Origin of the sequence: uncultured Shewanella sp., from assembly GCF_947501225.1 — a bacterium.
Taxonomy (GTDB): Bacteria; Pseudomonadota; Gammaproteobacteria; order Enterobacterales; family Shewanellaceae; genus Shewanella.
Genome location: NZ_CANMUW010000001.1, coordinates 285,190 through 308,424, shown reverse-complemented (window position 1 = coordinate 308,424; position 23,235 = coordinate 285,190). Strand labels below are relative to the sequence as shown.

Annotated in this window: 18 protein-coding genes; 6 read left to right on the top strand and 12 right to left on the bottom strand. The window is 47.3% G+C overall.

Features of this window, described 5'->3' with window-relative positions:
• Positions 1-36: 36 nt before the first annotated feature.
• Positions 37-1,017: a choice-of-anchor H family protein gene (locus tag Q1B47_RS01320; protein WP_299787422.1), complete on the bottom strand. Its 981-nt coding sequence runs from the start codon at positions 1,015-1,017 to the stop codon at positions 37-39.
• Positions 1,018-1,335: 318 nt separating this feature from the next.
• Here Q1B47_RS01320 and Q1B47_RS01315 point away from each other — a divergent pair, with 318 nt between their 5' ends.
• The 4 genes from Q1B47_RS01315 to Q1B47_RS01300 all read left to right on the top strand — a co-directional run bounded on the left by Q1B47_RS01315 (position 1,336) and on the right by Q1B47_RS01300 (position 5,280).
• Positions 1,336-1,662 (top strand): PepSY domain-containing protein, encoded by a 327-nt coding sequence (locus tag Q1B47_RS01315; RefSeq protein WP_299787419.1) that lies wholly within the window; start codon positions 1,336-1,338, stop codon positions 1,660-1,662.
• A 42-nt stretch (positions 1,663-1,704) separates the two neighbouring features.
• Complete coding sequence (locus tag Q1B47_RS01310) at positions 1,705-2,400, top strand: response regulator transcription factor (protein WP_299787416.1); 696 nt, start codon at positions 1,705-1,707, stop codon at positions 2,398-2,400.
• Positions 2,393-3,793, top strand: coding sequence for an ATP-binding protein (locus tag Q1B47_RS01305; protein ID WP_299787412.1), 1,401 nt, complete (start codon positions 2,393-2,395; stop codon positions 3,791-3,793). Before Q1B47_RS01310 ends, Q1B47_RS01305 begins: the two co-directional genes overlap by 8 nt.
• 179 nt (positions 3,794-3,972) lie before the next feature.
• Positions 3,973-5,280: a DUF3300 domain-containing protein gene (locus Q1B47_RS01300; protein ID WP_299787409.1), complete on the top strand. Its 1,308-nt coding sequence runs from the start codon at positions 3,973-3,975 to the stop codon at positions 5,278-5,280.
• 112 nt (positions 5,281-5,392) lie between these two features.
• Here Q1B47_RS01300 and Q1B47_RS01295 read toward each other — a convergent pair whose 3' ends face one another.
• The 3 genes from Q1B47_RS01295 to Q1B47_RS01285 form a co-directional block, all read right to left on the bottom strand.
• The gene (locus Q1B47_RS01295; RefSeq protein WP_299787406.1) at positions 5,393-5,899 is read right to left on the bottom strand and encodes a YgjV family protein; all 507 of its coding nucleotides are present in this window, start codon (positions 5,897-5,899) and stop codon (positions 5,393-5,395) included.
• Between the two features lie 101 nt (positions 5,900-6,000).
• Positions 6,001-6,570 carry a Crp/Fnr family transcriptional regulator gene (locus Q1B47_RS01290; protein WP_299787403.1) on the bottom strand — a complete coding sequence of 190 codons (570 nt, stop codon included), beginning with the start codon at positions 6,568-6,570 and terminating at the stop codon, positions 6,001-6,003.
• 125 nt (positions 6,571-6,695) lie between these two features.
• Positions 6,696-7,448 (bottom strand): hypothetical protein, encoded by a 753-nt coding sequence (locus tag Q1B47_RS01285; protein ID WP_299787400.1) that lies wholly within the window; start codon positions 7,446-7,448, stop codon positions 6,696-6,698.
• 411 nt (positions 7,449-7,859) lie between these two features.
• Here Q1B47_RS01285 and Q1B47_RS01280 point away from each other — a divergent pair, with 411 nt between their 5' ends.
• Positions 7,860-8,390, top strand: a complete 531-nt coding sequence (locus Q1B47_RS01280) for a GNAT family N-acetyltransferase (protein WP_299787397.1) — start codon at positions 7,860-7,862, stop codon at positions 8,388-8,390.
• Between the two features lie 68 nt (positions 8,391-8,458).
• Here the strand turns inward: Q1B47_RS01280 and Q1B47_RS01275 are convergent, their stop codons facing one another.
• The 8 genes from Q1B47_RS01275 to Q1B47_RS01240 form a co-directional block, all read right to left on the bottom strand.
• On the bottom strand, positions 8,459-10,135 hold the full coding sequence (locus tag Q1B47_RS01275; RefSeq protein ID WP_299787394.1) for a methyl-accepting chemotaxis protein: 1,677 nt from the start codon (positions 10,133-10,135) through the stop codon (positions 8,459-8,461).
• A gap of 28 nt (positions 10,136-10,163) precedes the next feature.
• Entirely contained in the window at positions 10,164-11,060 is an 897-nt protein-coding gene (locus Q1B47_RS01270) for a type IV pili methyl-accepting chemotaxis transducer N-terminal domain-containing protein (protein WP_299787391.1), read from the bottom strand.
• 354 nt (positions 11,061-11,414) lie between these two features.
• Positions 11,415-13,061, bottom strand: coding sequence for an amidohydrolase (locus Q1B47_RS01265; protein WP_299787388.1), 1,647 nt, complete (start codon positions 13,059-13,061; stop codon positions 11,415-11,417).
• Positions 13,062-13,928: 867 nt separating this feature from the next.
• Complete coding sequence (locus Q1B47_RS01260; RefSeq protein WP_299787385.1) at positions 13,929-15,536, bottom strand: Ig-like domain-containing protein; 1,608 nt, start codon at positions 15,534-15,536, stop codon at positions 13,929-13,931.
• Positions 15,537-16,085: 549 nt separating this feature from the next.
• Positions 16,086-16,970: a helix-turn-helix transcriptional regulator gene (locus Q1B47_RS01255; RefSeq protein ID WP_299787382.1), complete on the bottom strand. Its 885-nt coding sequence runs from the start codon at positions 16,968-16,970 to the stop codon at positions 16,086-16,088.
• A 219-nt stretch (positions 16,971-17,189) separates the two neighbouring features.
• Positions 17,190-19,271 (bottom strand): diguanylate cyclase, encoded by a 2,082-nt coding sequence (locus Q1B47_RS01250; RefSeq protein ID WP_299787379.1) that lies wholly within the window; start codon positions 19,269-19,271, stop codon positions 17,190-17,192.
• Positions 19,264-20,625 (bottom strand): multiheme c-type cytochrome, encoded by a 1,362-nt coding sequence (locus Q1B47_RS01245; protein ID WP_299787375.1) that lies wholly within the window; start codon positions 20,623-20,625, stop codon positions 19,264-19,266. The genes Q1B47_RS01250 and Q1B47_RS01245 overlap by 8 nt, the downstream gene beginning before the upstream one ends.
• 170 nt (positions 20,626-20,795) lie before the next feature.
• Positions 20,796-21,239, bottom strand: a complete 444-nt coding sequence (locus tag Q1B47_RS01240; protein ID WP_299787372.1) for a hypothetical protein — start codon at positions 21,237-21,239, stop codon at positions 20,796-20,798.
• Between the two features lie 217 nt (positions 21,240-21,456).
• Between Q1B47_RS01240 and Q1B47_RS01235 the strand changes: the two genes are divergently transcribed.
• Positions 21,457-23,127 carry a phosphoethanolamine--lipid A transferase gene (locus tag Q1B47_RS01235; protein ID WP_299787369.1) on the top strand — a complete coding sequence of 557 codons (1,671 nt, stop codon included), beginning with the start codon at positions 21,457-21,459 and terminating at the stop codon, positions 23,125-23,127.
• Positions 23,128-23,235 lie beyond the last annotated feature (108 nt).

The window sequence follows — 23,235 nt, the reverse complement described above, 5'->3', positions numbered from 1 at the left end:
CGAATAAAGCAGAACAATGCATGGGTTCAAAATGGCTCAGAATAAGCGGCGTTTGAGCGAGACACAACCCAGAACCAATAAGCCAAGCAGAGAGAGCGACCCGCCACCGTGTCCCTCACTGCTACTATCACCGATATAAACAGCATCACGGTCACTGCTCTCTAGCGGCAGCGCATAGAGGTTATCGGTATCATCCGAGCTGATCGTGGCAACAATGTCATCGAAGCCCACCTCATAAAGATCGATCAGCACATCGTAATGATCTGTCGGGTAGCCGGTATGCAGAGTCGTTAACACCTCGAAGTCATCGTCAGCGGAGTCACCGATAATGGTGAATATATCGGTAGAGTAGTAGTGTACCCATGGGCCACCGTTGCGGCTCAGATACAGCTCCGCATAGACATCTGCACGCTCATAACTGCCAAAGCCAATCAAGTCTGCATCGAAAGTCACACTGAATGTCTGATAGAAGCCATCGAAGTCATTATCGGTAAACAGTCGACTGCTGGCCTCATAGATTGAAAACTGATGGAAGATAGGGTTAGCGAATTGAGTGGCTTCTGCCACTTTTTGCCTGGCATACTTTGATGACGATTGACCGCTTTTATGAGCTGCAATCACCTCCTCCCGGGTTCTGTTCTTACTACGGTTCTCAGCTTCGCCACTTATCAGCTGCTGCTGTTTTTTCTGAGCGAGCGTTTGCAACAACTGATTGTCCGCCTGAGTACTGTCAAGCGCCGCACCTTCGGCTTGTGTCGATTGAGCAATGTTTGTCTCTCGCCCCACAGAGAAGCTCTGCTGAATCAAGCCGGAGCCATCTACCACTTCACTCTGGTTTAATGGAGCTGCGCCGGCAGACGCCGATAGCGAGATGCTCAACGCCAGAACACTCAATACAGAGGCTATAGATACACCAGATTTCAGAGCAGGGGAAAAGACCCGGTTACCCCCTAAGCTATGCCCGGCAACGGGGACACTGTTTTGCTTCTTATGGCTCATATTCGAGTTACTGTTCATATTTAAAGCCTCATCAATATTATCGGTTGTTATGGCCATTAGAGACGAAACAAAGTGAACACAAGCTGAACGCTGAAAATTGAACAGTTTACCCAACGCCTCCCGGCCTTGACCCAGCCACTTTCTCCTGACCGGGTAAATTCAGCTGACGTTCATCTAAGATCGGTTATTCATATCGGGTAGTTAAAACAGACTGACAAGCGGCAGGAGCAGGAAGAGATAGCAGACATTCAGGATGAGGCATTGGCAGTTCCTTAATATGACGGGATCTTTTACACTAGCCTATAACAGCTATCCTGGCAGCGAGCGGGGCATTTAATGAAATTTGGTTCTATGTTGGTACTCATAAGTTGCACTCTTATGCCGTTTTACGGAAAGGCATCGGGTACCCAACTAGCGGGGGTTAGCGCTGCTTCGATGAGCATCGCCGCCCAGTCATCAAAAAAAGCCCCCCAACAACTCAAGGTCAGGAGTGTTGAACAGGCGATTCAGTTAGTAAAGCGTCAATATCAGGGAAAAGTGCTCAAGGCACAATCGAGCCGGGTCAACGGTCATCCGGGCTATAGAATTAAGTTGATATCGAACGAGGGAGTGGTGTTTTATGTCTCTGTCGATGCCCAAACCGGCAGCATTCGAAGAAACTAGCCCCTTAAGCAGATAGCACTTTATGAGTAAGGATAGAAAACCATGAGAGTTCTTCTGGTAGAAGATGATATTGAGCTACAGACCAACTTAAAGCAGCACTTAGTAGATGCAAACTACAACATAGATGTTGCCGATGATGGTGAAATTGGATTGTTTCAGGGCACCGAATACCGTTACGATGCAGCGATTATCGATGTCGGTTTACCTAAGCTCGATGGCATCACATTGATCAAGACACTGCGGGAGCAGGAGATTGATTTCCCTATCTTAATCTTAACGGCCCGTGACAGCTGGCAAGATAAGGTTGAAGGGCTCGATGCCGGCGCCGATGACTACCTCACTAAACCCTTTCATCCAGAGGAGCTGGTCGCCAGACTCAAGGCGCTAATCCGACGCTCTGCAGGTAAAGCGAGCCCAGTGGTTAATAATGGCCCCTTCAGCATCAACACCAGCAGCTTAGAGGTAAAAAAAGGCGAACAGGTGATCACCCTGAGCGGCACAGAATATAAGATATTTGAATATTTTATGCTTCACCCAGGCGAAGTGATATCAAAAACCGTACTCACGGAGCATATATACGATCAAGATTTCGATCTCGACTCTAACGTTATCGAAGTCTTTATCAGAAGACTGAGAAAGAAGCTGGATGTGGATAACCAATTCGGCCTCATAGAAACCCTGCGGGGCCAGGGCTATCGCCTGACTCAAATACCTAAGACAGAACAAAGCGATGAGTAACTGCTCACCCGCTCCTGAATCAGGGCCCCCTGCGACACCAAAAAAAAGGCTGCTGAACTCACTCAAGGCCAGGCTGATTGTCAGTGCCTTGCTGTTGATTTTGGTGCTGCTGCCCTTAATTGGTTTCACCCTTAACGACGCCTTCAGGCAACAGGTAAAAAGCGCCGCAAAAAATGAGCTCAGCGCCTATCTCTACTCTGTGTTAGCCGTCACCGAGGTCGACAATAGTCGCCTGTTAATGCCAGAGCTGTTGGCTGAAAATCAATTTAATGTCATTCAATCAGGTTTGTATGCACTGATATCGACACCGGACAAGAGCTCGGCTAAAAGCCTGCTATGGCAATCTGATTCATTTCTTGGGTTTAAAGCGCCACCCAAACTGCCTCATCCGGCAACGGGTCACAGTGAGTTCAGTGAAATAGTTTTGGAGGGAAAGCCCCATATTATCTATAGCTTCAGTGCCAGTTTCGAGCAGAGAGACAATAGCCGCTTTCCCATCACAATACATATCGTAAAAGATCAGGCCAACTTTCAGCAGCAGATAGATCAATTTACCCGGCAACTCTGGAGCTGGCTGCTTATCCTGATGGTGCTGCTGGGCATAATTCAGCTAGCCTGGTTGCTCTGGACCCTAAAGCCCCTCGCCAAGTTCAAGCAGGAACTCAATGATGTAGAACAGGGACGAGCCATGCAGCTCAAGGCGGATTATCCGACAGAGTTACAAGCCGTTGCGCGCCAGCTTAACGCCCTGCTCAATACCGAACAGAGCCAACGTAAAAGGTACCGAAATGCCCTGTCCGATCTGGCTCACAGCCTGAAAACTCCCCTAGCCGTGATCCAGAGTCAAAAAGATCTCAGCCAGAGCTCCTTTGAGCAGATAACCGTGATCAATAAGATCATCGGCCATCACCTCAAACGGGCCCAGAGTGCTGCTGGCTCTTCGTGGCACTTAGGAGTCAGGGTCAGCTCGGTCAGTGAAAAACTCGTCAGAACCTTAGGGAAAATCTACCACTCTCCTGAAATTGAGATCGCCGAATCTGTCGATAGTGAGGCCATCTTTAAAGGAGATGAGGCCGATCTGACCGAGATACTGGGTAACCTGCTCGATAATGCCTGCAAAGCCGCTAAATCCAAAGTGCTGTTAAGCGTCACCTCCGGTGATGGTCAGTTAACCATAGCGATAGAGGACGACGGCCAGGGCGTGACTCCCGAGCAGCAGAGCCAGATATTCGAGAGAGGGATCCGCGCCGACTCCTACGGCCAAGGTCACGGAATAGGCCTTGCCATAGTGCGCGATCTTATCGACAGCTACAACGGCAAGCTGTCTGTCTGTGACTCACAAAAACTGGGTGGAGCAAAGTTTGAGGTTGGCTTCAGCCAGGGTGAAAGCTAGGGTAGACTTTATCTAAGGCCGGCTTTAGCCGGGAATTTTGTCCAAGAATGCTTCGCGGCTAAAGCCGCTCCTACAAAGGAAACCGCTCCCGATTCTTCTCCTCCCGGCCCTTTCAGCTTGTGTTCATCTTCGACTCTTTATCATGACTATAAAGTCAAAGAGAAGAGTTTGGAGACGACATGAAAACATTCATGCAATGGTGTTATCTATCCCTGCTGTTAATCTTCACTCCAGTGGCGCTGACTCAAGATGTCGCAGCCCGGGAGTTAACCAGCAACGAGATAGAATCCGCCTTCAGCGAAGCTGAGCTCGAGCAGATACTGGCCCCCATCGCACTGTATCCCGACAGCCTACTCACCCATATTCTCATCGCGGCGACCTACCCGCTGGAAGTGGTCGAAGCTCATAGGTTAAAGAATAAAAACAGGCTGCTGCCGACCGAGCAGCTAATGGAGAAGGCTGAAAACAGGGAGTGGGATCCCAGTGTAATGGCTCTGCTCGCCTTCCCAAACGTGCTGGAGAAACTCAGTAACGACTTAAGCTGGACGCAGAAACTGGGGGATGCCTTCCTTCAGGATGAAGCTAAGCTACTCGCCAGCATCCAATCGTTGAGACAGCAAGCCGATGAAGCCGATAGCCTATCCCAGATGGACAATGTGTCGGTCACACGGGTTAACAATCAGATTGTCATAGAGCCCGCACAGCCAGAGGTGATCTATGTGCCCTACTACGATCCGCGTGTCGTGTATGGCCATTGGCGATGGTATAGATACCCTCCGGTATATTGGGCGCCTTACCCATATTATGTACGCCGCCCCCATGGACATTTTTACTGGAACACTGGCATACATATCACCTTTAACTACCACTTCAGTGCGTTCCATTGGAGCAGGCATCATATTGTGGTGACACACCATCATAATTCTCACCACTACCGTCACAGAGGCAGAATCGTCACCAGTCACGGGGCTCAGCGCTGGCAACATAAACCACAACACAGACGGGGAGTGGCGTACCGCAGCAACCATGTGAAACAGAGGTATAACAGCCAGCGTCCAAGCATGACCCATAGCAAACAGGTAAGAAAAGCCGAACGTCACCAGTTAAATCATGGGAACACAAAATACAACCGACTTAATAAGGAGAGCCGTCAGCGGGTGAAGAGCCATCAGCTAAACCATAAAATAGGCAAGAGTCGTGAACAGCAATTTACCAATAAGCTTTACCAGGCTCCCAGCCACAAGCAGATAAAGAGCCATCAGCCTGTAAAGAGACATCAGTCAGTGGAAAGCCACCAGCGAGATGTGAAAAGCCGTCAGCACCGAGGCTATAAACAACCAAAGCTGAGCCATCAGCGAGATACGAAAAGCCATCACTCCACCAGACCGAGCCAATCCCCTGCCCATAAGAGCAGGGCTCACAGTGGCAACTCTCATAAAAGTGGGGGCCATAAACAAAGTGCCCCCCGGGCTAAGATACGCGATTAAAGAGCCGGCTCGGTTACTCCCATAAAATAGCTCAAATAAAATAACAAATACCGCGACTTAGCGGTATTTTCTTTTGCATAACCTTACCTTTCGTTTCTCCAAAGAAGCAAGCTCATCGCTGCGCTTGCAGGCTCATCCCATAGTATCGGTAATAGCCGATGATATTACTGCCGATAAACAAGAACTCCATCAACACGGCCGTAGGCGAACCGGCAAGATAATTGTGTATCAACCACAGCGAGGTCCCTACAATCATTAGTTGCCTCAGACGGTGATCGCTTTGACAAAACGCCGCCGTGGTTTGAAATACCGTTCCGCCAAAACTCAACAAGCTGATTAAGCCGGAAAACGTCATGCAGGTGATTACTAAGGCACTGGTTAAAAAGAGAAACATCAATTTCTTGGAAGTAGTAAAGATGCTGGTGAAATAACGAAAGCTCGCCAGCAGCATCAGGCCTGCAGCGGTCCACTGCTCAAGTAAAGTGAAATGGGCGCTAATCAAGATGCCCGAGACACATAAACAGCCGACGATTTTTTTCCTCTGCTTAAATTGAAACGATACCAGATCGAATACAATAGCAATGATAATTAATACCTGAGACCAGATAAATAGAGACACAAGCTCCCCCTGCAAACACAATGAAAAATAAGCAGGGATTATGGAGATAAATCACGACGGAGAAATTAACTTAAGTTAACCGGCCTCGCTATTTCTCGTTTTTAATTCTCTCTTTTAATTCTGGCTTTTAACCGAGACAGGCTGACGGGACTGATACCGATATAGCTGGCAATTTGAATATTGTTAAGCTTGTTCAGCCAATGTGGCCAATACTTCTGTAGATGCCGATACCTCTGCTCCGGAGTATTGAGTAACAGTAGGGCCTCTTTCTGCTCTTTGAATATCAACTGTCGCTGCAAAAGTGCTACTTTGGCGGGTAAAAATTGAGGCAGCGCCAGCAAACTCAAGGGGATTTTTATCACCTCAGCATCACAGATTGCTTCGAGTTGATATTGAGCCGCCACTCCTTGCAGCCAGCTTGAATAGAGGAAACAGAGTTCCCCCTCAAAATAGAACTCTTTACACCGCTCAAGGCCACTCTCACCATAGTGACAGGCTCTGAGCATGCCAGACACGATAAAATAGCCATATTCCTGCTCGGCGCCCTGAGCGAGTAATACCTCACTTGCTTTCAGTGAGAGAGACTTAAATTGGAACAGTTGTGATGTCACCATCTGCTCAGATATACCTAAGTCGAAGAAAAACTTAACTACCTCAGTGAATTTACTCACTACAAAACAACCTGCCCCAGGAATTATATCCGCCAAGACTAGCACATTAACCATAGAGGGCGTGTTTAATGAGTTCAGGCTTACCAGATTTTCCAAGGTGGCAAGCTTTTCCCTTAATGGTTCATCTATCGCTTAAGTTCGGGGGTAGAAGCAGATTTAAGTCGGGTGTTGAGGTCAGAATACTGCTCAAGATAGTGTTGTAACAAGCGCTTCCCCTGAGTTTTACGAATTTCCGACAGAGTTGACCAAAACGACAGGGAAAACTCAGGGTATGCCTTATACCATTGATGTGAGACGGGCATAAACCAATGCACTCGCATAAAGGGGCGGGTTAACGACTCCAACTTATCGCTAAGTTGCAGATCCATAACCACCCGGCGACCAATAGTCTCCTCAACAACATAACCATCCAGACGCTCCAGCGCCAGCAATGCGAAACCATCGGTAAGGGAGAGACTTTGTTCATGTAGCACGCCCATTGCACTCAGCTTTTGATGCGCTATGTAGCCCAGAGGTGCCGCAATGCCGTGGCGGACTCCGGAAAAACTTTTTCCATCCCAGGTGAGAGCTGAACCTGACTTTGTATAGATAAGATAATCGACAAACCAGATTGCCATCTCATTATCAACCGCCTCCCCAGCCTTAGGAAAAACGCCCCAGGAGTCACGTTCAGATGCCCAGATGGCGGCAATGATCCCATCGACTTTTCCTTGGCTCAGTTGTTGGATGCAGCGCTTCCAGGGCATAAAGGAGAAGTTTAACTCTATAGCAAGTTCCTCGGCAGTAAGAATTAACAGATCCGCTAAAACACCATGTTCACCTAAAACAACGACCCCCTCTTCGGGTACTCCCTGAATAAATGGCATATTATCTTGCATCTCGAAACAAATCCGAAATGGTCTGGAAGGCGACTCTGCAGCTATTGATGTCCCTAAGGTTACCCCCATAGAAAACGTCAATAGCATGAGATAAAAACATAAACCGGATAAGCGAGTCAAAAACCAAGACCACAGAGTCAAACCTGCTGAAATAATGATATTACTCAAGATGATCTCCGTCAGCCAAATATTCCGATACACCTTAAGATCTTTTAGTAGATGAACGCCTCTTTGTCCATCATTACAAAGAGAACACAGTTGTACTTAAGCTTTATCGTCGCCGGCATATCAACACGCTCTCTTACAAAATTTCCAGGATCAGAGCAGACCAGATATCTATCACTCTTGGCTGGGCATATGTTATAAATAGGTTAAATTCACTCATTATCAAGGATAGAAGGGGAGCTAGATTTGATTATTGCTGAAACGGACAGGCTGATTTTAAGGCACTTCAACGAGACGGATACTCGTGCCCTATACCTGCTTAACAGTATTCCCGAGATATTGACCTATATTCCGGGCGAGCCGATGTCATCAATATCCCAGGCCGAGCAGATTTTGAACGAGGTCATACTGCCAAGCTATGAAGAGTTAGGTTATGGCCGCTGGGCCGTCGAGCATAAAGCCGATAGACGCGTCATAGGCTTTTGCGGGCCAAAATTTGTCACCGAGTTTAATGAAGTCGAACTGGGCTATCGCTACCTACCTCAATACTGGGGCAAGGGAATTGGCTACGAGGCCGGAGCTAAGGCGTTGGAGATCTTCCCGCAATTTGGAATAGATGAAGCGATAGCCTTAATCTTACTGGGCAATCGAGGCTCCGAAGCACTGGCCAGAAAGGTGGGCATGAGCGAGCGTGGAAGAGACAGGTTTATGGGACATAAAGTCACGGTATTTCATAAATACTTAACCCGAGAGAAAGCAATCGGCAACTGTGAGTAAACAGATCTGTTGATGAAAAGCGGGAGCACTTAGGCTCCCGCTTTTCATTTTACCTTGCCTCCGGCTCTCTATACCTTAAATTGTGTCAGCTGATTAGAGAGGGTTTCGCTGATACGATTTAACGCCTCACAGGTCTCCACCGTTTTCGATACCTCTATCGAAGTCAGGTTAGACAACTCGTTGATCTGAATCACACGCTGATTCAACTCGTCGGTGACTCCGGTTTGCTCCGTTGCGGCGTGGGCTATTTGAGTATTCATCTCGGTCACGGTATGCATAGAACCGGTAATAGCATCCAGCGCCTCACTCGCAGATTGCGCCCCTTTGAGCGTGTCGGCACTTACCGTCTTACTGGACTCCATCGCCGTCACGGCTTGTTTGGTCAGCGTCTGAATTTCAACGATGATCTCCCGAATATCGCTGGTACTACTTTCCGCCTTTGCCGCAAGGGTTCTGACCTCATCGGCAACCACCGCAAAACCTCTCCCCTGCTCACCGGCCCTGGCGGCCTCGATGGCGGCATTGAGCGCCAAAAGGTTTGTCTGTTCAGATACCGACTGAATCACATTGACCACAGAATAGATAGATGAGGACTTCTGATCCAATGAGTCGATAACATCGACCGCGCTTTGCACCTCTCCTGCAAGGCTGGAAACTGAACTCAAGGCACTGTTAACCACCAGCTTACCCGAATCTGCATGCCCATTGACCTCAACCGCAGCCGTTTCGGCACCGATCGCATTCTGGGCAACTTCCTGGGAGGTGACACTCATCTCATTAATTGCGGTGGCGATCTGCTCAACCTCCTGCTGCTGCTTGTGCATCGCCTCATTGCCATCCGTCATCGCCTGCAGGGTTTGATTCGAGGCCTGACGTAACTCCTCCATCGAATGAGTAACATCGGTAAGCAAAGCCTGAATTTTTGCCACAAAACGATTGAAGGCACCGGCAATCAATGCCATCTCATCATCCCCCTCCGCTTCCAGGCGCTGAGTCAAGTCGCCATCTCCATCGGCAATATCCTGCATCAGGTGCACTGTCTTGTTAATGGGGTGAATTACGGCCCTCACGATAAGCAGCACTGCTGCCATAGAGAATAGAGCCAGAATCACTAATGCAGAGACAAATAGCTTTTGCTGCCACTGCACATCCCCTGAGGCCTGAGTCGCCAACGCCTTAATTTCTGCGCTGGTGTCCATGGTTGACTGACTCACCTTAACTTGCTGTCGCAAGAATGCATCGAGCTGGGAAACTTTAGCGGCCTGCTGAGAGATCTGCGTACTGAAGTTGTCCATATTTTTCGACGAGTCGACAATATTGATCAGCGCTTCACGCCTGAGCCTTTCACTGATATCACCTATCTCATCGCTGACCTCTTCCAGAATAGAGAGCGCATCTTCATCACTAACATCTTCGGAAAGCTCTTCTATGGTACTCATCAACTCTGTCAGAGTCCCATTGATGTCGTCGACCTTCTTGCTGATCAGCTTAGTTCTTTGGTTTGCACGCTTGATACCATCGACTATCGACATCATATCGGCATTGATGACACCCAGTTGCTGACTTCCGCTGGCAGAGCCCTGAGTAGCATTTTCGGCACTTCTGGCACTACTGGAGGAGGCATCGACAACCTGAGAAAATCGTTGAGACAGACCATTAAAAGAGAGCCAGGCCCCCAGACTAATTCCGATAAGAAGAACACACAGTAGAGTACCGCTTGCATATAACTTTGTTTTTATTAGCATAAAGTTATCTCCGCTAAGTTAAGTTCTACTATTTAGCAGCCTCTTTCTCATACAGCTTAACCGCAGCATTCATCTGCTTAAGCAGCGGTAGATTAGATTGAGCAACGGCATCAATTTGCGCCTCAGATATCGTAGTCGTTTTATAGTCGGCTCCCTTTTCAACCAATGGCTTAAACTTAACCCATAAGCCGTCAACCACATCGAGTTGATCCCGGATATGTTGCGGTTTGGTACCTGGTAACCCTAAAACCTCATCGCCATCTTTCAGCCCTTTGAGCGTACGATCGAACAGGGAGTATGTTTCGAGCAGGTTCAACTTATTCTGCTCGACGTCATGGCCCAGGGCTATCAGAAAGAACTCTTTACTCATCTTCTGAGTCAACATTCTCTGCTTACCCGAGAGGTTAAGGGTGGCTGCAAGGCCGGGGGCGGCTTTCAGCCCGCTTTTCTTCGCCTCTTTTTCATATAGGCCCACCGCCTTGTTCATCTGCTTGAGCAAGGGCAGATTCTGACTGGCGATCACAGCCAGCTGCTCATCAGAGACAGATTTTGAGGCGATAATAGATTGAATGACAGGGTAGAACTCGCCCCATATGCCTGAAACCTTATCGAGCTGTCGAACGATACGCTTACTCTCGGTAGCCGGCAGACCCAACGTGGCATCCCCCTCTTTCAGCCCCTTAAGGGTTTTATCAAATAGTGATGATGTAGCCGATAAGTTTGACAGGTTCTTTTCGGCGTCGACATTAAGCCCTATCAGCGTCACCTCTTTAGACATCTTCTGAGATAACATACGTTGCTTTCCGGAGAGGTTTAAGATCACACCATATTCGGCGGAGGTGGGCTCAGCGTAAGCTGACAATGTAGAGCCAAACATCAATCCACATAAAATAAACGAGGCGATAAACAGATTATAGAGTTTCATTTTCGAGATCCTTTCAATTAATGCCAACACGTTTAGCTAATTTGTTAACCCAAGATTTATTAACCCAAGTTAAGCTGTAGTAAAACTATAGTCGAGAAACAGGGCTATAGCTCATATCATCTCAGCAAAGTTAAGCTGAATTACCAATCACTTATGATATGAGACTGGAATACGACTCGTTCAAATGCCCTTACCGTTTTTTAAGGCGAAATCATCCGCAAAACAATTGAACAGCAGATAATAATATGGTCCCTGAATTATTATCTGAAAAGCTCAGCTAAGCCATTAGACCCTTGGCTAGTCTGCCAAATTCCCGGCGTGAATGAGGCAGCAAAGATGCTGCCTGCGGCCGCTTCAATACACCCTCTGTCCATCTACCCAGGTTTGATTGACCTTGGTCTGCCACAAGCCTTCGGGGTTGATATTAAAGATATCGCTATCGATTAAGATGAAGTCAGCTTTCATTCCGGGCTTTAGCTGGCCAATCAGCTTCTCTTGATGGGCTGCAAAAGCCGCATCACGGGTAAAGCTCTTCAACGCTTCTGTGAGTGTCATCTTCTCCTTGCTATACCAGCCTCCCTCGGGCAGATTTTGATGGTCCTGACGGGTAGTCGAGGCGTGCAAACCATAGAAGGGGTTAGCCGACTCAATCGGGAAATCGGAACCTGCGGCAATGATAGCACCTGACTCTAGAACCTTACGCCAGGCGTAAGCCCCCTTTATACGTTCGCTGCCCAATCGCGCTTCGGCCATATTTTTATCGCTGGTGGCATGGGTCGCCTGCATCGAGGCGATAACGTTGAGCTTGGCAAACCTTGGGATATCATCGAGCCTTAACACCTGAGCATGTTCAACCCTATGTCTTAACTCGCGGGTGCCGGTCTGCTTGATCAAGGTTTCATAGTTATCCAACACGAGTTTATTGGCATTATCGCCAATGGCATGGGTATTAACCTGAAAGCCTGAATCCATAGCCAGCTTCATAGTTGCCGTCAGCTTCTTGTCTGAATAGAGGAGCAGCCCCTTGTGGCCGGGAAGATCGCTGTAATCTTCAATAAGCGCTGCCCCGCGACTTCCCAGCGCGCCGTCGGATGATATTTTTACGCTGCTGATCGAAAGTTTATCTGAACTGTGCTTGTAAGGCCCCTGCTCCATCAGGCTTTCAAACTTCTCATCAGCCGCCGAGACCATGGCATAGACACGTATCGGCATCTGATCCGACTCAGCTAACGACCTGTACACCTCCAGAGTCATGCTACCAACCCCTGCATCATGTACACTGGTGAGCCCCTGTTTTGCCAGTGCATTCATAGAGGTTAGCAGCACACTCCTCTGCTCGGAGCGCGTCAGCGAGGGAATATTCTCGGTGATAAGATCCATGGCGTTATCGATAAACACCCCCGTGGGTAATCCGTTCGCATCGCGAACGATCTCTCCCCCTTTAGGAGACTGAGTTTCCGCACCGATATTGGCTAACTTCATCGCTGCAGTGTTGGCCCAGCCTGCGTGTCCATCGATGCGCCTGAGCCAAACCGGAGTGTCGGGAAATTGTTTGTCAAGACTCGAGGCCGTAGGGAATCTCTTGTTCGGCCAGAGGACCTGATTCCAGCCACGCCCCTGAATCCAGCTCAACTCAGGGTTTTCAGCGCGAAATAACCGCACCCGCTCCACCGCTTCCAGCTCAGACTCGGCCCCTCTGAGCTGAGCCCGCATCAGGCTGAGCCCATAGCCCAAAACATGTCCATGGGCGTCTATCAAGCCCGGGAGCATGGTTTGTCCATGGCCATCGATATGCTTAATATCCGCCTCTTCTGGTAACGGCTCACCTTGAACGAAAAGCCTGTCGATCCTGTCTCCTTTAAAGGTCATGGCACTGAACCGGGTCAACTTACCATCATTGACGCTATAGCCTTTGATATTGGTAATTAAGCTCGTTTCTCCCAGAGTACCGAAGCTGAGAAGAATACTGCTGGCAAGAAGTGATTTTATTATTTTTTTCATATTTTTATGATCCGCTCCTATATGTCTGTTTGATATTATCACGGGGTAATAATTGCGCAAATTATCAAAAGGGTAATAGGGCAGAGACAAAAAAATGCCGGTCAATATAATTGACCGGCATTGGCTCGGGGGAGAGATTGTGAGAGATGTTATCTACATATGAGTCTTGTTGCTGTTAGATGCTCTGACTTCAAAATCACTCTCATGGCGGCTCTTGCTACTGTTCCGGACACACTGCCAGGGAACGCTGTTCAAACCGTCATCGGATTTCGTCGTTATTATGATTAGTCCATCTATCAAGCGACCCTTTTATTATCATTTAGCTTTCGTTTATCCCTGCAGTAGGAACAATATTCTAATCTCACGGATAGCGGAATAGAGAAACCGGCATATAAATGGTAATTATCGAACCTGGCAGGCACTGCATGGCATCAGGCGCTAAAATATTGGTGATACCAATCAGTATAAGAAAGTGATCTACTCAGAGTTATTTTTGGCAAACTAATTCAAGGCGAATAGATGATGCAATGGTGCTCCCTTGTGAAGCTATTCAACGTGGAAGTAGGCAGCCAAAAACACTCCTGAAAGGCGAGTTTTAGCGCTTCTGATGTTGCGTTAACGAGCTTAAACGTAGAACAACTATGCTCTTCACTCGCTGCCTTACCTCAGAAGCGCTAAACTCTCGCTGAGCGATCACATCTTTATACTGATTGGTATGAATTCAACTGCACAGTGTTCAACGGATGCTGTATTCGACAAACAACCCAGGGGGAGCGAACTCTTTATCTCACAAGGCAAAAAATGCCAGTCACTCACTGTGACTGGCATTGGCTAAGGCAATAGCCTTAGAGCGTTGCAGGAAAACGATTATTTATGGATCTTTCCTATCTTAGAGGCTCTCAGGTCATAATCCTCCTCATGACAACCAGAGCAGCTGTCGTAGGCACGTAGCCAAGGTTTCATGTAAACGCCATCTGCAGAGAAGTGTCTTGGGTCATCTTTTGCCCCCTCGAGATCGATCTTGAACAGGTGAGATTCACTAGGCATATGACAATCTGTACACTCAGCAATGAACTCGTGAGCGGCTGAAGCTATGTCGCTGCCAGGGACGTCGGCAAACTCCTTGGTATGACAGTCAGTACACTGCCTTACCATTGCGTCTCCATGACCCGGCTGATCCTGGTAGTGTTCAGATCTGTGAGGGTTATGACAGGTTGAGCAGGTGAAGCCCTTCTTCTTACCCATAGCCTCGCCGGTGTCCGGGTCGGTACCTATTATGGTTGTCCCCGCGTGACGGCCACCACGACCACCTCGACGCCCTTCCGGTCCAAAACCTGTGTTCAGCTTCAAGCGCGCATTCAGGGTTTCGCCACCAAACTCCTGCTCAAAGGGAGACTGATATGAAGGGTAACGTCTGACGGCGTCATCTGTTGTATGACACTCCTGACACTTGGCAGGTTTACCATATCCCATATCATCGGCAGTGTAATCTGAAGTAACACGTGCTTCAGCTAACTTAACGATATTATGCTTTGACGGAGCCTTAATATGTTCACTACCTGCGCCATGGCAACTTTCACACTGAACACCAGTCATGGCGAAGGTGCCACCCATTCCCGGCATATCATCTTGTCTGTTCAGGTTACGGTTATCGCCTGCGCCCTCAGTGTAGTCCTTCCAACCTGTGGTGTGGCATCTGCCGCAGTAATCATAGCCATGTGAATCCGGTGCATCATTCTTACTCCAGGGCCAGGTCATTTGTGCTGTCGCTTCAGTCCCCTCCGGAACAGGGAATGTACCGACCGCATCCCCGGTCATGATGTAGCCATTTTGGTCGATAAACATGGTGCTGCTCTTGTAACCACCGATAACGTAAGAGATATCAGCCCAACTGGAAGGGTTACCCAGCGTGTTGTTTACATCCAAAAACTCCAGGATGCCATCTGGAATTGCAGTAAACGGATAAAGAGGTTTCTCACCCTCGACCTTGGTCAGCTTGAAGTTGTGACCTGTCTCATAGTAGGTCTTCTTATCCGTATGACAGGCGATACAGGTCTCTGTACCGACATAGGCCAAAGCCGCCCCGCTTGCTGTCACGACCACAGTGACAATCGACTCTGCCTCGCCGCCGTTGCCATCTGAGATAGTGTAATTGATTATTGTGGTACCAACCTCTTCAGGTACGAAGAGGATCTTATTATCCTGAATCGATGCCGTTCCTGTTCCGTCTGTCACGCTCACGGTTTCGATAGTCAATGGATCGCCATCGGGATCGGTATCGTTAGCTAAGGCGTCTATCAGGATACTGCTGCCGATAACGGTTTCAGCATCGCTTGGATTGGCAATCGGTGGATTATTCTCTTCCGGTGGCGGGAGTGGGTCATCGTTATCGCTACCACAAGCTACCAGTAAAGAGATCATACCCGCGAGTATTAACTTCTTATATGGTACCTGTTTATCTTTTATATTCATCATGACATGCCCTTAATATATTTATTACTTAATATATTGGATGTTATTTTTATTGTAGAACCGTTAGCACCATCTCTAAAAAGCGCATATTGCCTTTCCGATTAGTACTACTTTTTATTTTGCCGTCACGCTCCAAAAAAATTAATTAACCTTATGAAGCATAACAATTAAAATATGAAACGAGTCGATAGGAACAATCACATTACTCACAGCTACAGCTAAACCGTCGATGCATAAAAGCATGCGTTCATTAACAAAACCAACCTAAAAGTTAGATTCGAACTTAAACTGTTTAAAAATAATGTATTTAACCCTTCTCGCTTCATTTTTTAATACCCTAAAAGTAGTGGAAAGGTTCGCACTCGGGCATAGACTTATTGACTTTAAAATTGCACTTATCGAACCTTGCTGTCATTTTGTGAACTCAAAGAGGTATCGAATGACACTCTCATCTGACGACATCCGGTTAGAGCCTGCTGAAATAGAAATGAACAAGCGAAAGCCGGCCGCCCTCTCACAAACGGCAGCCCCACCGGCAGAGCCGGAACTGAATTATTTCGCCTTAGAATATTCTTTAAACTGAGAGGGAGTGACTAGCGTATGTCGCTTAAAAAATCTGACGAAGTAAGGCACATCATCGAAGCCCAGCTCAAAGGCGATCTCCTGTACCTGAGAGTTATCTATGATGAGCCTACGTTTGATCTCTAATATGGTGTGGGCATCGATCAGCTGTTTGGCGGTTTGGTCGCATGCCAGCTTACACAATTGATTCAATGACTTATATGATATATGTAGCATATCGGCATAGACAGACGCTTCTCGTGTCTGAGTGAACTTCTCCTCAATGGAGAGCAGGAATTGATTAAAGCGCATCGCCTGAGTCTCACTCAAGTGCTCGGTATTGCTTTTGCGCTCTCGTGCTAAAGCGACCAAAAGAGAAGAGAATAGCAGCTGTATCAACAGAGGGTCACTTTTCGTCGGTGTTTGAGCCCTATCGATCTCCAACAACAGCGCATCGCAGGTCTCAGTCAATGAGTCACTCAAGGTTATAACAGGCTGATATGAAGTCACCAGATGAGTGGGCGTAAATAGCGGAATGCGAATATTGGTCAGAATAGAGTCGAAAAATGCTTCGGTAACATTGATCATCTTTCCCTGAGGACGACTCTTTAAGTCAAACGCATGCACCTGGTTTTTATTGACAAATATAAAGCTTCCCTTCTGAAAGGTATGATACTGAAAGTCGATGAAGTGACCACCCTGCCCCTGAGTTATATAGATAAAGCAGAAATAGTTAATTCGATGAGGTTTTGAGGGGTCGAATTTACATTGCGAAAGCTTCTTATAAAATATATCTAGGTCTAAAACTTCTACACCAGACTTTTGAATGTTAGGAGCCCGAAATTCAACATTGGGTACATCTTTCATGCTTTTCATTAACGTCTTTACTTTTATCTATCTTTAAAACAGCCGCCATTTATGGCTTACCTTACAAGCATCTCTTTAATTAGTAAAACATTCATTCAAAACTAGCTTTCTATAGAGCTTAAAGCTGTTATAGACAATACCATCATAAGTATGGACCGAGAAGCAGAGCAGGAAGACTTATCATTTTTCATACGAATGGTCTTATTACTAATTTATTATGTTAATGAATTAACTATCATCCTCCCTGAAAAAGCTGAAGCGATTCTTCCCCTGTTTTTTCGCCACATACATGGCCGTATCTGCTTTCTGAATCAACTTTTTAGCCTTGATTGCATCATCAGGAAACACTGCAATCCCTATGCTGGCAGACACCTTTATGGAGCAATTTTCAATCAGAGGCTCCTGTGCGACCAGGGCGATGATTTTATTGGCGACAGACTCAGCATCTTCACGCTTTTGAATATGATTTAATATCACAAGGAACTCATCTCCACCGAGACGGGCAACGGTATCCTCCTTTCTCACCGCATTACTCATCAGCTGAGCTACCGTCTTTAACAGTTCATCCCCTGCATGATGTCCATGAGTGTCATTAACTTCTTTAAAGTTGTCTAAGTCGAGAAACAGCAGGGCACCTTTCCTCCCCTCTCTTTGAGCTGCAGAGAGGGTCTGATTGAGGCGATATTCGGCCAGGAAGCGATTAGGTAACTGAGTCAGGGTATCGAATGTCGCCTGTTGGATCAGCTTCTCCTCACTCTCTTTCTTCTCGGTAATATCTTCTATGGAGCCCAAATAGTTAGATATCAGGCCTGACTCATCTGTAATAGGAGTGATCAACACCCGATGCCATACCAACTGTCCGCGATTCGTCCGGTTATAAAACTCTCCCCGCCAGGAGTGGCCCTGTGAAACATGCTGACACAGCTCTTTAATCTGCTCTTCGCCGGTATGCGATGACTTTAAAATTCTGGGAGTTTGTCCAACGGCTTGCCCTTTGGTGTAACCCGACAGCTCAGTAAACATAGGATTGACATATTCGATGATTCCCTTCGAATCTGTGATGACCATGCCAACCGGGCTTTTCTCAACCGCAACCGTCAGCTTCTTCAAATCGTTCATCACCAGGTGCAGGTCCTGGGTACGCTCCTCAACCCTCTCCTCCAGCGACTCATTTTGTCTCTGAATAAAGCTGTGCTGATCCTCTATGGTTACTAGCATAGTATTGAAATTACTGGCTAATACGGCGAACTCATCATTACTCTGGATCTCGGCCCTTATCCCGTGCTTTCCACTGGCAACCTCAATAGAGGCATTCGTCAGATTAAGCACCGGAGAGAGGAGACGCCTGGTGATAACAGAACCTAGTACCATGATGATCATCACAGAGAGAAGCGTCAGGTACAGATACTGGGAAAAGAGTGCCGATTCGATACTTTCGAGTTCCTTGCGGGGCTTCAACAGCAAGATTGAACCAGACAGACCACCACTCATCTGTTCAAGATCTTTGGCGGTTGCAAAATACCTCACCTTTGAAAACTGTATCTCAATGATTCCATCTGCTTTTTTTAGTAACTGCAGGTATTCCAGATAGGGGATGGGAATATCGATAAGCGGCTGTCCTGCAACGGTTATTGTCGATGCCATCACCGCCCTGTCACGAACGATGGCAATCTCGATGTCATCATCACCCAGTTGGATCTCCGACAGATATTTATCATCAATAATTTTTCCGACAATAACATAACCGATACTTTCACTCGAAGGGGCGCTGTTAAAGACCGGAGAGACAGAGTAAAAAGCAAACTTATCGCTATCATTGACGATCGCACTCTTGGTCTCTTGTGAGACTTTTACCTGCCTGATAAGCTCCACACCCGCAAGCGAATTACCGAGATAGTCACATTGGTGTGAGCAGTAGATCACCTCTCCCTCACCATCCAGCAGGTTCACGAATGTGCTTTCGAAGAAAACGACCTCATGTTCCTTAAAAAACTGCTCTATCTCAGGTACAGACAGCTCGGTTCGGGTTAATATCTCTTCAAGCCCGCTTTCATCTGCCAAATGCTTCGACCAGGTCTGTGATGCGGTAATATACTGCTCTATGGCAAACTCATGGGCATCTAAGATCCCCTGAAACTCCGAATGCATCAGGTGTGAATAATTACTCTGCACCATTTTCAGATTGAAAAACAGCCCCACCGCTAATACGAACAAAATGGCCAGAAGAAAGCTTCCCGTGAGCTTGTAGCCTATCTTTTTCGTAAAAGGAAAGTCTTTAATTTTCCGGCTGTCAGCTTTTAATCTATTCATTGCCGGTATATTCCGGGTAATGTTTATCGAATGCCTTCAGGGCCCACTCTAAGCTCCTGTCTGAGTGACACCCCCCATTTTGACAGGAGTTAGGCATGTTCAGCTCCGCCGTAGCAATTGGAGGAACAATTTTAAAAGCATGACTACGAATAGGAAATGCTCCGCCGGTCTCAATAATATAGGGCATATGACAGTCGGCGCATTTAGCCGCACTCGGCGGACAAGGGGTATGTGCCCTGCCGCTGTCAGCCGCATTATTTGAAAAGCTATCGAGATGACAGGAACCACAACGCTCGGCACTGACATGCAATGAGCTAAATTCACGTTCTAATCCGTGGGGATCGTGGCACACCACGCAAGTTACCCCCTCCCGAGCCGTTTCCAGCGTAGGTTTACTGCCCCGCTCCGCAAACAGATAATCGGCCGAGTGGCACTTGAGACACTCATCGGTGAGTTCACCTCTGCCCGGAGTATTTTTCTCTTTCAGGTTTCGAAGAGACTTGCTGTGCGCCGACACCGAAAAGTCCGCAAACTCCTGATGTCTGTTTTTGGATAACCCTTTCGCCCACCAGTATTTGCCCTTGGTATCGTTCTGCTTAGTTGATTGTTGATAATCGGCCGGTAACTCCTCACCCGGGGTATAGTTCAACGGAAAATTAAAGCTTGTCTGCATATGCTCGCTTCCACGGCTCTGCTGCCCCCGGCTATGACACTGGCCACAGACGGAGTTTTTAACCGAGACGATGATCTCCAGATCTTCAGGGGGAGCATCATTAGCATGGCAAAGGCTACATAGGGTGTCGGAGGATAGGCGCTGCTGTTGCTCTACATGCTTACTCGCCGGACCGTGGCAGGCTTCACAGCCTATCCCATACTCGGAAAACTCATAGGTATCTGAATTAAAACCAGTTGTATGACAGCCATTACAATTAGTCGATAAGGGGGTGTCCCGCCAGTTATCAACTTTGTAGGGGATCCACTGTTGCGTCGTAATTAACCACTTTGCGGGGAAGGGGTAATATTCACCATCGATCATCCTTGCATAAACCTGCTCCCATTTATTACCTATGACGAACTCTACCTCCTCCTTCCTGAAGGTGAGCACAGGTGTATCTATATCGAAATCTCCCTGTATCTCATCCGGGTCATTAACAGGATGAAACATGATGGGATGAAGTGTTTGGTTTTTCCAGGAGTCGTATCTGGCATTATGGCACTGCTGACACTCTTGAGAGGTAACATAGTGCGCCTTATCATCTATACCGTAATGAAAGTAAAGTAGCGCACTCAACAGGCAGAGCACAGCTGCCAGGGAAAGGTAAAGCGCGACTAACACTCTTTTGTTATTCTTCATCAAGGCCCTTAATCCAGCCGGGTTATCACTAGCTTCTAGCTAATTGTTATTTTTTGTTACATTTAATATAACGATAAAAAAAAGTATCGCAATCCTGATATGGATATTAGTGAACCTCTTTTGATCTACTCCCAGTTTTAACTATTAAATCAACTAATAACCAAACTGTTTCAAAAGGGAGTTTTACAGCCACTGTACAACGACTTTAACTGCTTCAAAATATCTCTCTTGGCCCAACTCCCGATTGAGTCGTACTTCAAAAAAGATTTAGTCACACAAGTTCGGTCGACAACGGAGAAATACTCCTTTAAGGGATTAGCCACCCATGCATAGATTGGGGATGAGAATTGCTCAAACTGATCGGCGGTAATATCGAAGGTATAACCATCTACCTCAAGCCAGTAGTGGTGTTCATCTTTATATCTGTGTGAGCCGTGAATCAACTCTATCTTGGTTCCCGGAAACTGCTCCTTGAGCAGGTAGCCCAGAAAGAGAGAGGCCCCCCGGCAGGAGTTCTTAGGAAAACCAGAGAAGAATGGCAAACCAATCTTGTCTCTGTTGAGCTGAAAAACGGCTCTGACTCGTTTGCTGAAGATCACCGGTTCGCGCTTCATAGCCACTCCCTTCATGTGATTCACGTTTTTAAGCCTAGTTCACCTCCTGCGTTTTTGCTGCCCCTCAAACGGCCCGGATTACCGGACGCTTACAAATGCTTACTCAGGGCGGACAACAGCTTACATTTCGACGTCAATGCCGGTGATATGCTGCTTGCGCTTATGGATGAGCCACAAATTAACACTGCGTCTCATCACAACTTTAGGACACTCAGCCATGTCAGCTCCCTCAATCCGCCTCTCAAAATACCCGTTCAGTACCAACCAGCTTATCTTGTTAGTCGCGCTCTATTTTACCCTGGTATTTAACTTCCCTTTCCTCAAAGAGGTGGCCAGCACTGTGCTGGCCTTAGATAGTTATAACCTGTTATTTCTCGCCACCGTCCCGGTGCTGGCATTTAACCTGTGTACGATTCTGTTCTCACTGTTATCGGCCAGACCCATTATCAAACCGGCTCTTATCGGCTTAACTCTCATCTCCTCCATGGTCTTCTATGCCAAGCTCACTTACGGTGTTGTATTTGATTACGGTATGATCCAAAACTCTGCACAGACCAATACCGCGGAGGCACTCTCCTACCTGAACTGGCACCTGGCGGCCTTCCTTCTGTTTACCGGAATATTACCGGCCACGTTTATCTTAAGCGTAAAGCTCAGGCACCAGCCGAGAATGAGTTCCATGGTATCCAGAGTAAAACTGATCACCATCTCTATACTCTCCATGGTGATCATCGTCGCACTCTTTTACCCCAACTATGCCTCCGTTGGACGCAATAACAGACAGCTACAAAAATCATCTATCCCCTTTACCTATCTGGTCGATAGCTTTAAATATTCTAAAGATCATTACTTTACTAAACCGAGAAGTTTTAAAATCCTCGATGCCAGCCCCACTCTTGAGGTCTCAGATAGTGGCCGGAAAAAAGTGATTGTCATGGTGATTGGAGAGACTGCTCGGGCACAAAACTTCTCATACAACGGCTATGACAGACCCACAAATCAGGCCACCAAAAAGTTCGGCCTGATATCGTTCGAGAAGATGTTCTCCTGTGGAACTGCAACTGCAGTTTCCCTCCCCTGTATGTTCTCTGCATTAACAAGAGACAGTTACGATGAGCTTGATGCCAAGTATGAACAGAATCTGCTGGATCTGGTATCCCTCGCCGGGGTGGATGTACTTTGGGTTGATAACAACGGCTGTAAAGGCGTATGTAAGCGCGTCCCCACCATAAACATCGATGTGAAGTCTGATAACCCTCTGTGTGATGGCGAATACTGTTTCGATGAGGTACTACTGGAACCGCTTAAGGAGAAGCTGGCCCACCTAACTGCCCCTACTACGCTGATTGTGCTCCATATGATAGGTTCTCATGGGCCTACCTATTTCAGACGTTATCCGAGCGAAACACGCCCCTTTAAAGACGATTGCCAACGAAGCGATATACAAAACTGCTCTGTCCAGTCTCTGGTTAATACCTACGATAACACGATAGCCTATACCGATCTGGTACTGTCTGAGGTCATTACCAGCCTCAATACCCTGCCACAAGATGTACAGCCCTCTATGCTATATGTCTCAGATCATGGCGAATCTCTCGGCGAGTCAGGAGCCTACCTGCATGGTTTCCCCTATGCATTCGCACCACAAGAGCAGAAACATATCCCCTTGTTAGCCTGGTTTCCCGAGCAGCGCAGCCCCTACATAGATAAAACCTGTTTACAGAGCCGCGCCAGGGGAGATAGCTTCAGCCACGATAATATATTCCACAGCATGTTGGGGATGTTGAATGTTCACTCGACGCAATATGATAAAAATCTGGATATATTTGCTCAGTGCAAATCCCCCTCTGCTCAAGAAGGCATGAGACTCACTCAAATACTGCACTGATATCGATTGTTAATAAATCCAGGCACGGCCAGACTCGGTGAAAGATAAGGTTACGAATATCACCGAGCCTTGTAACTAAGGGAGAATAATAGCGGTCTCTTTCATTGT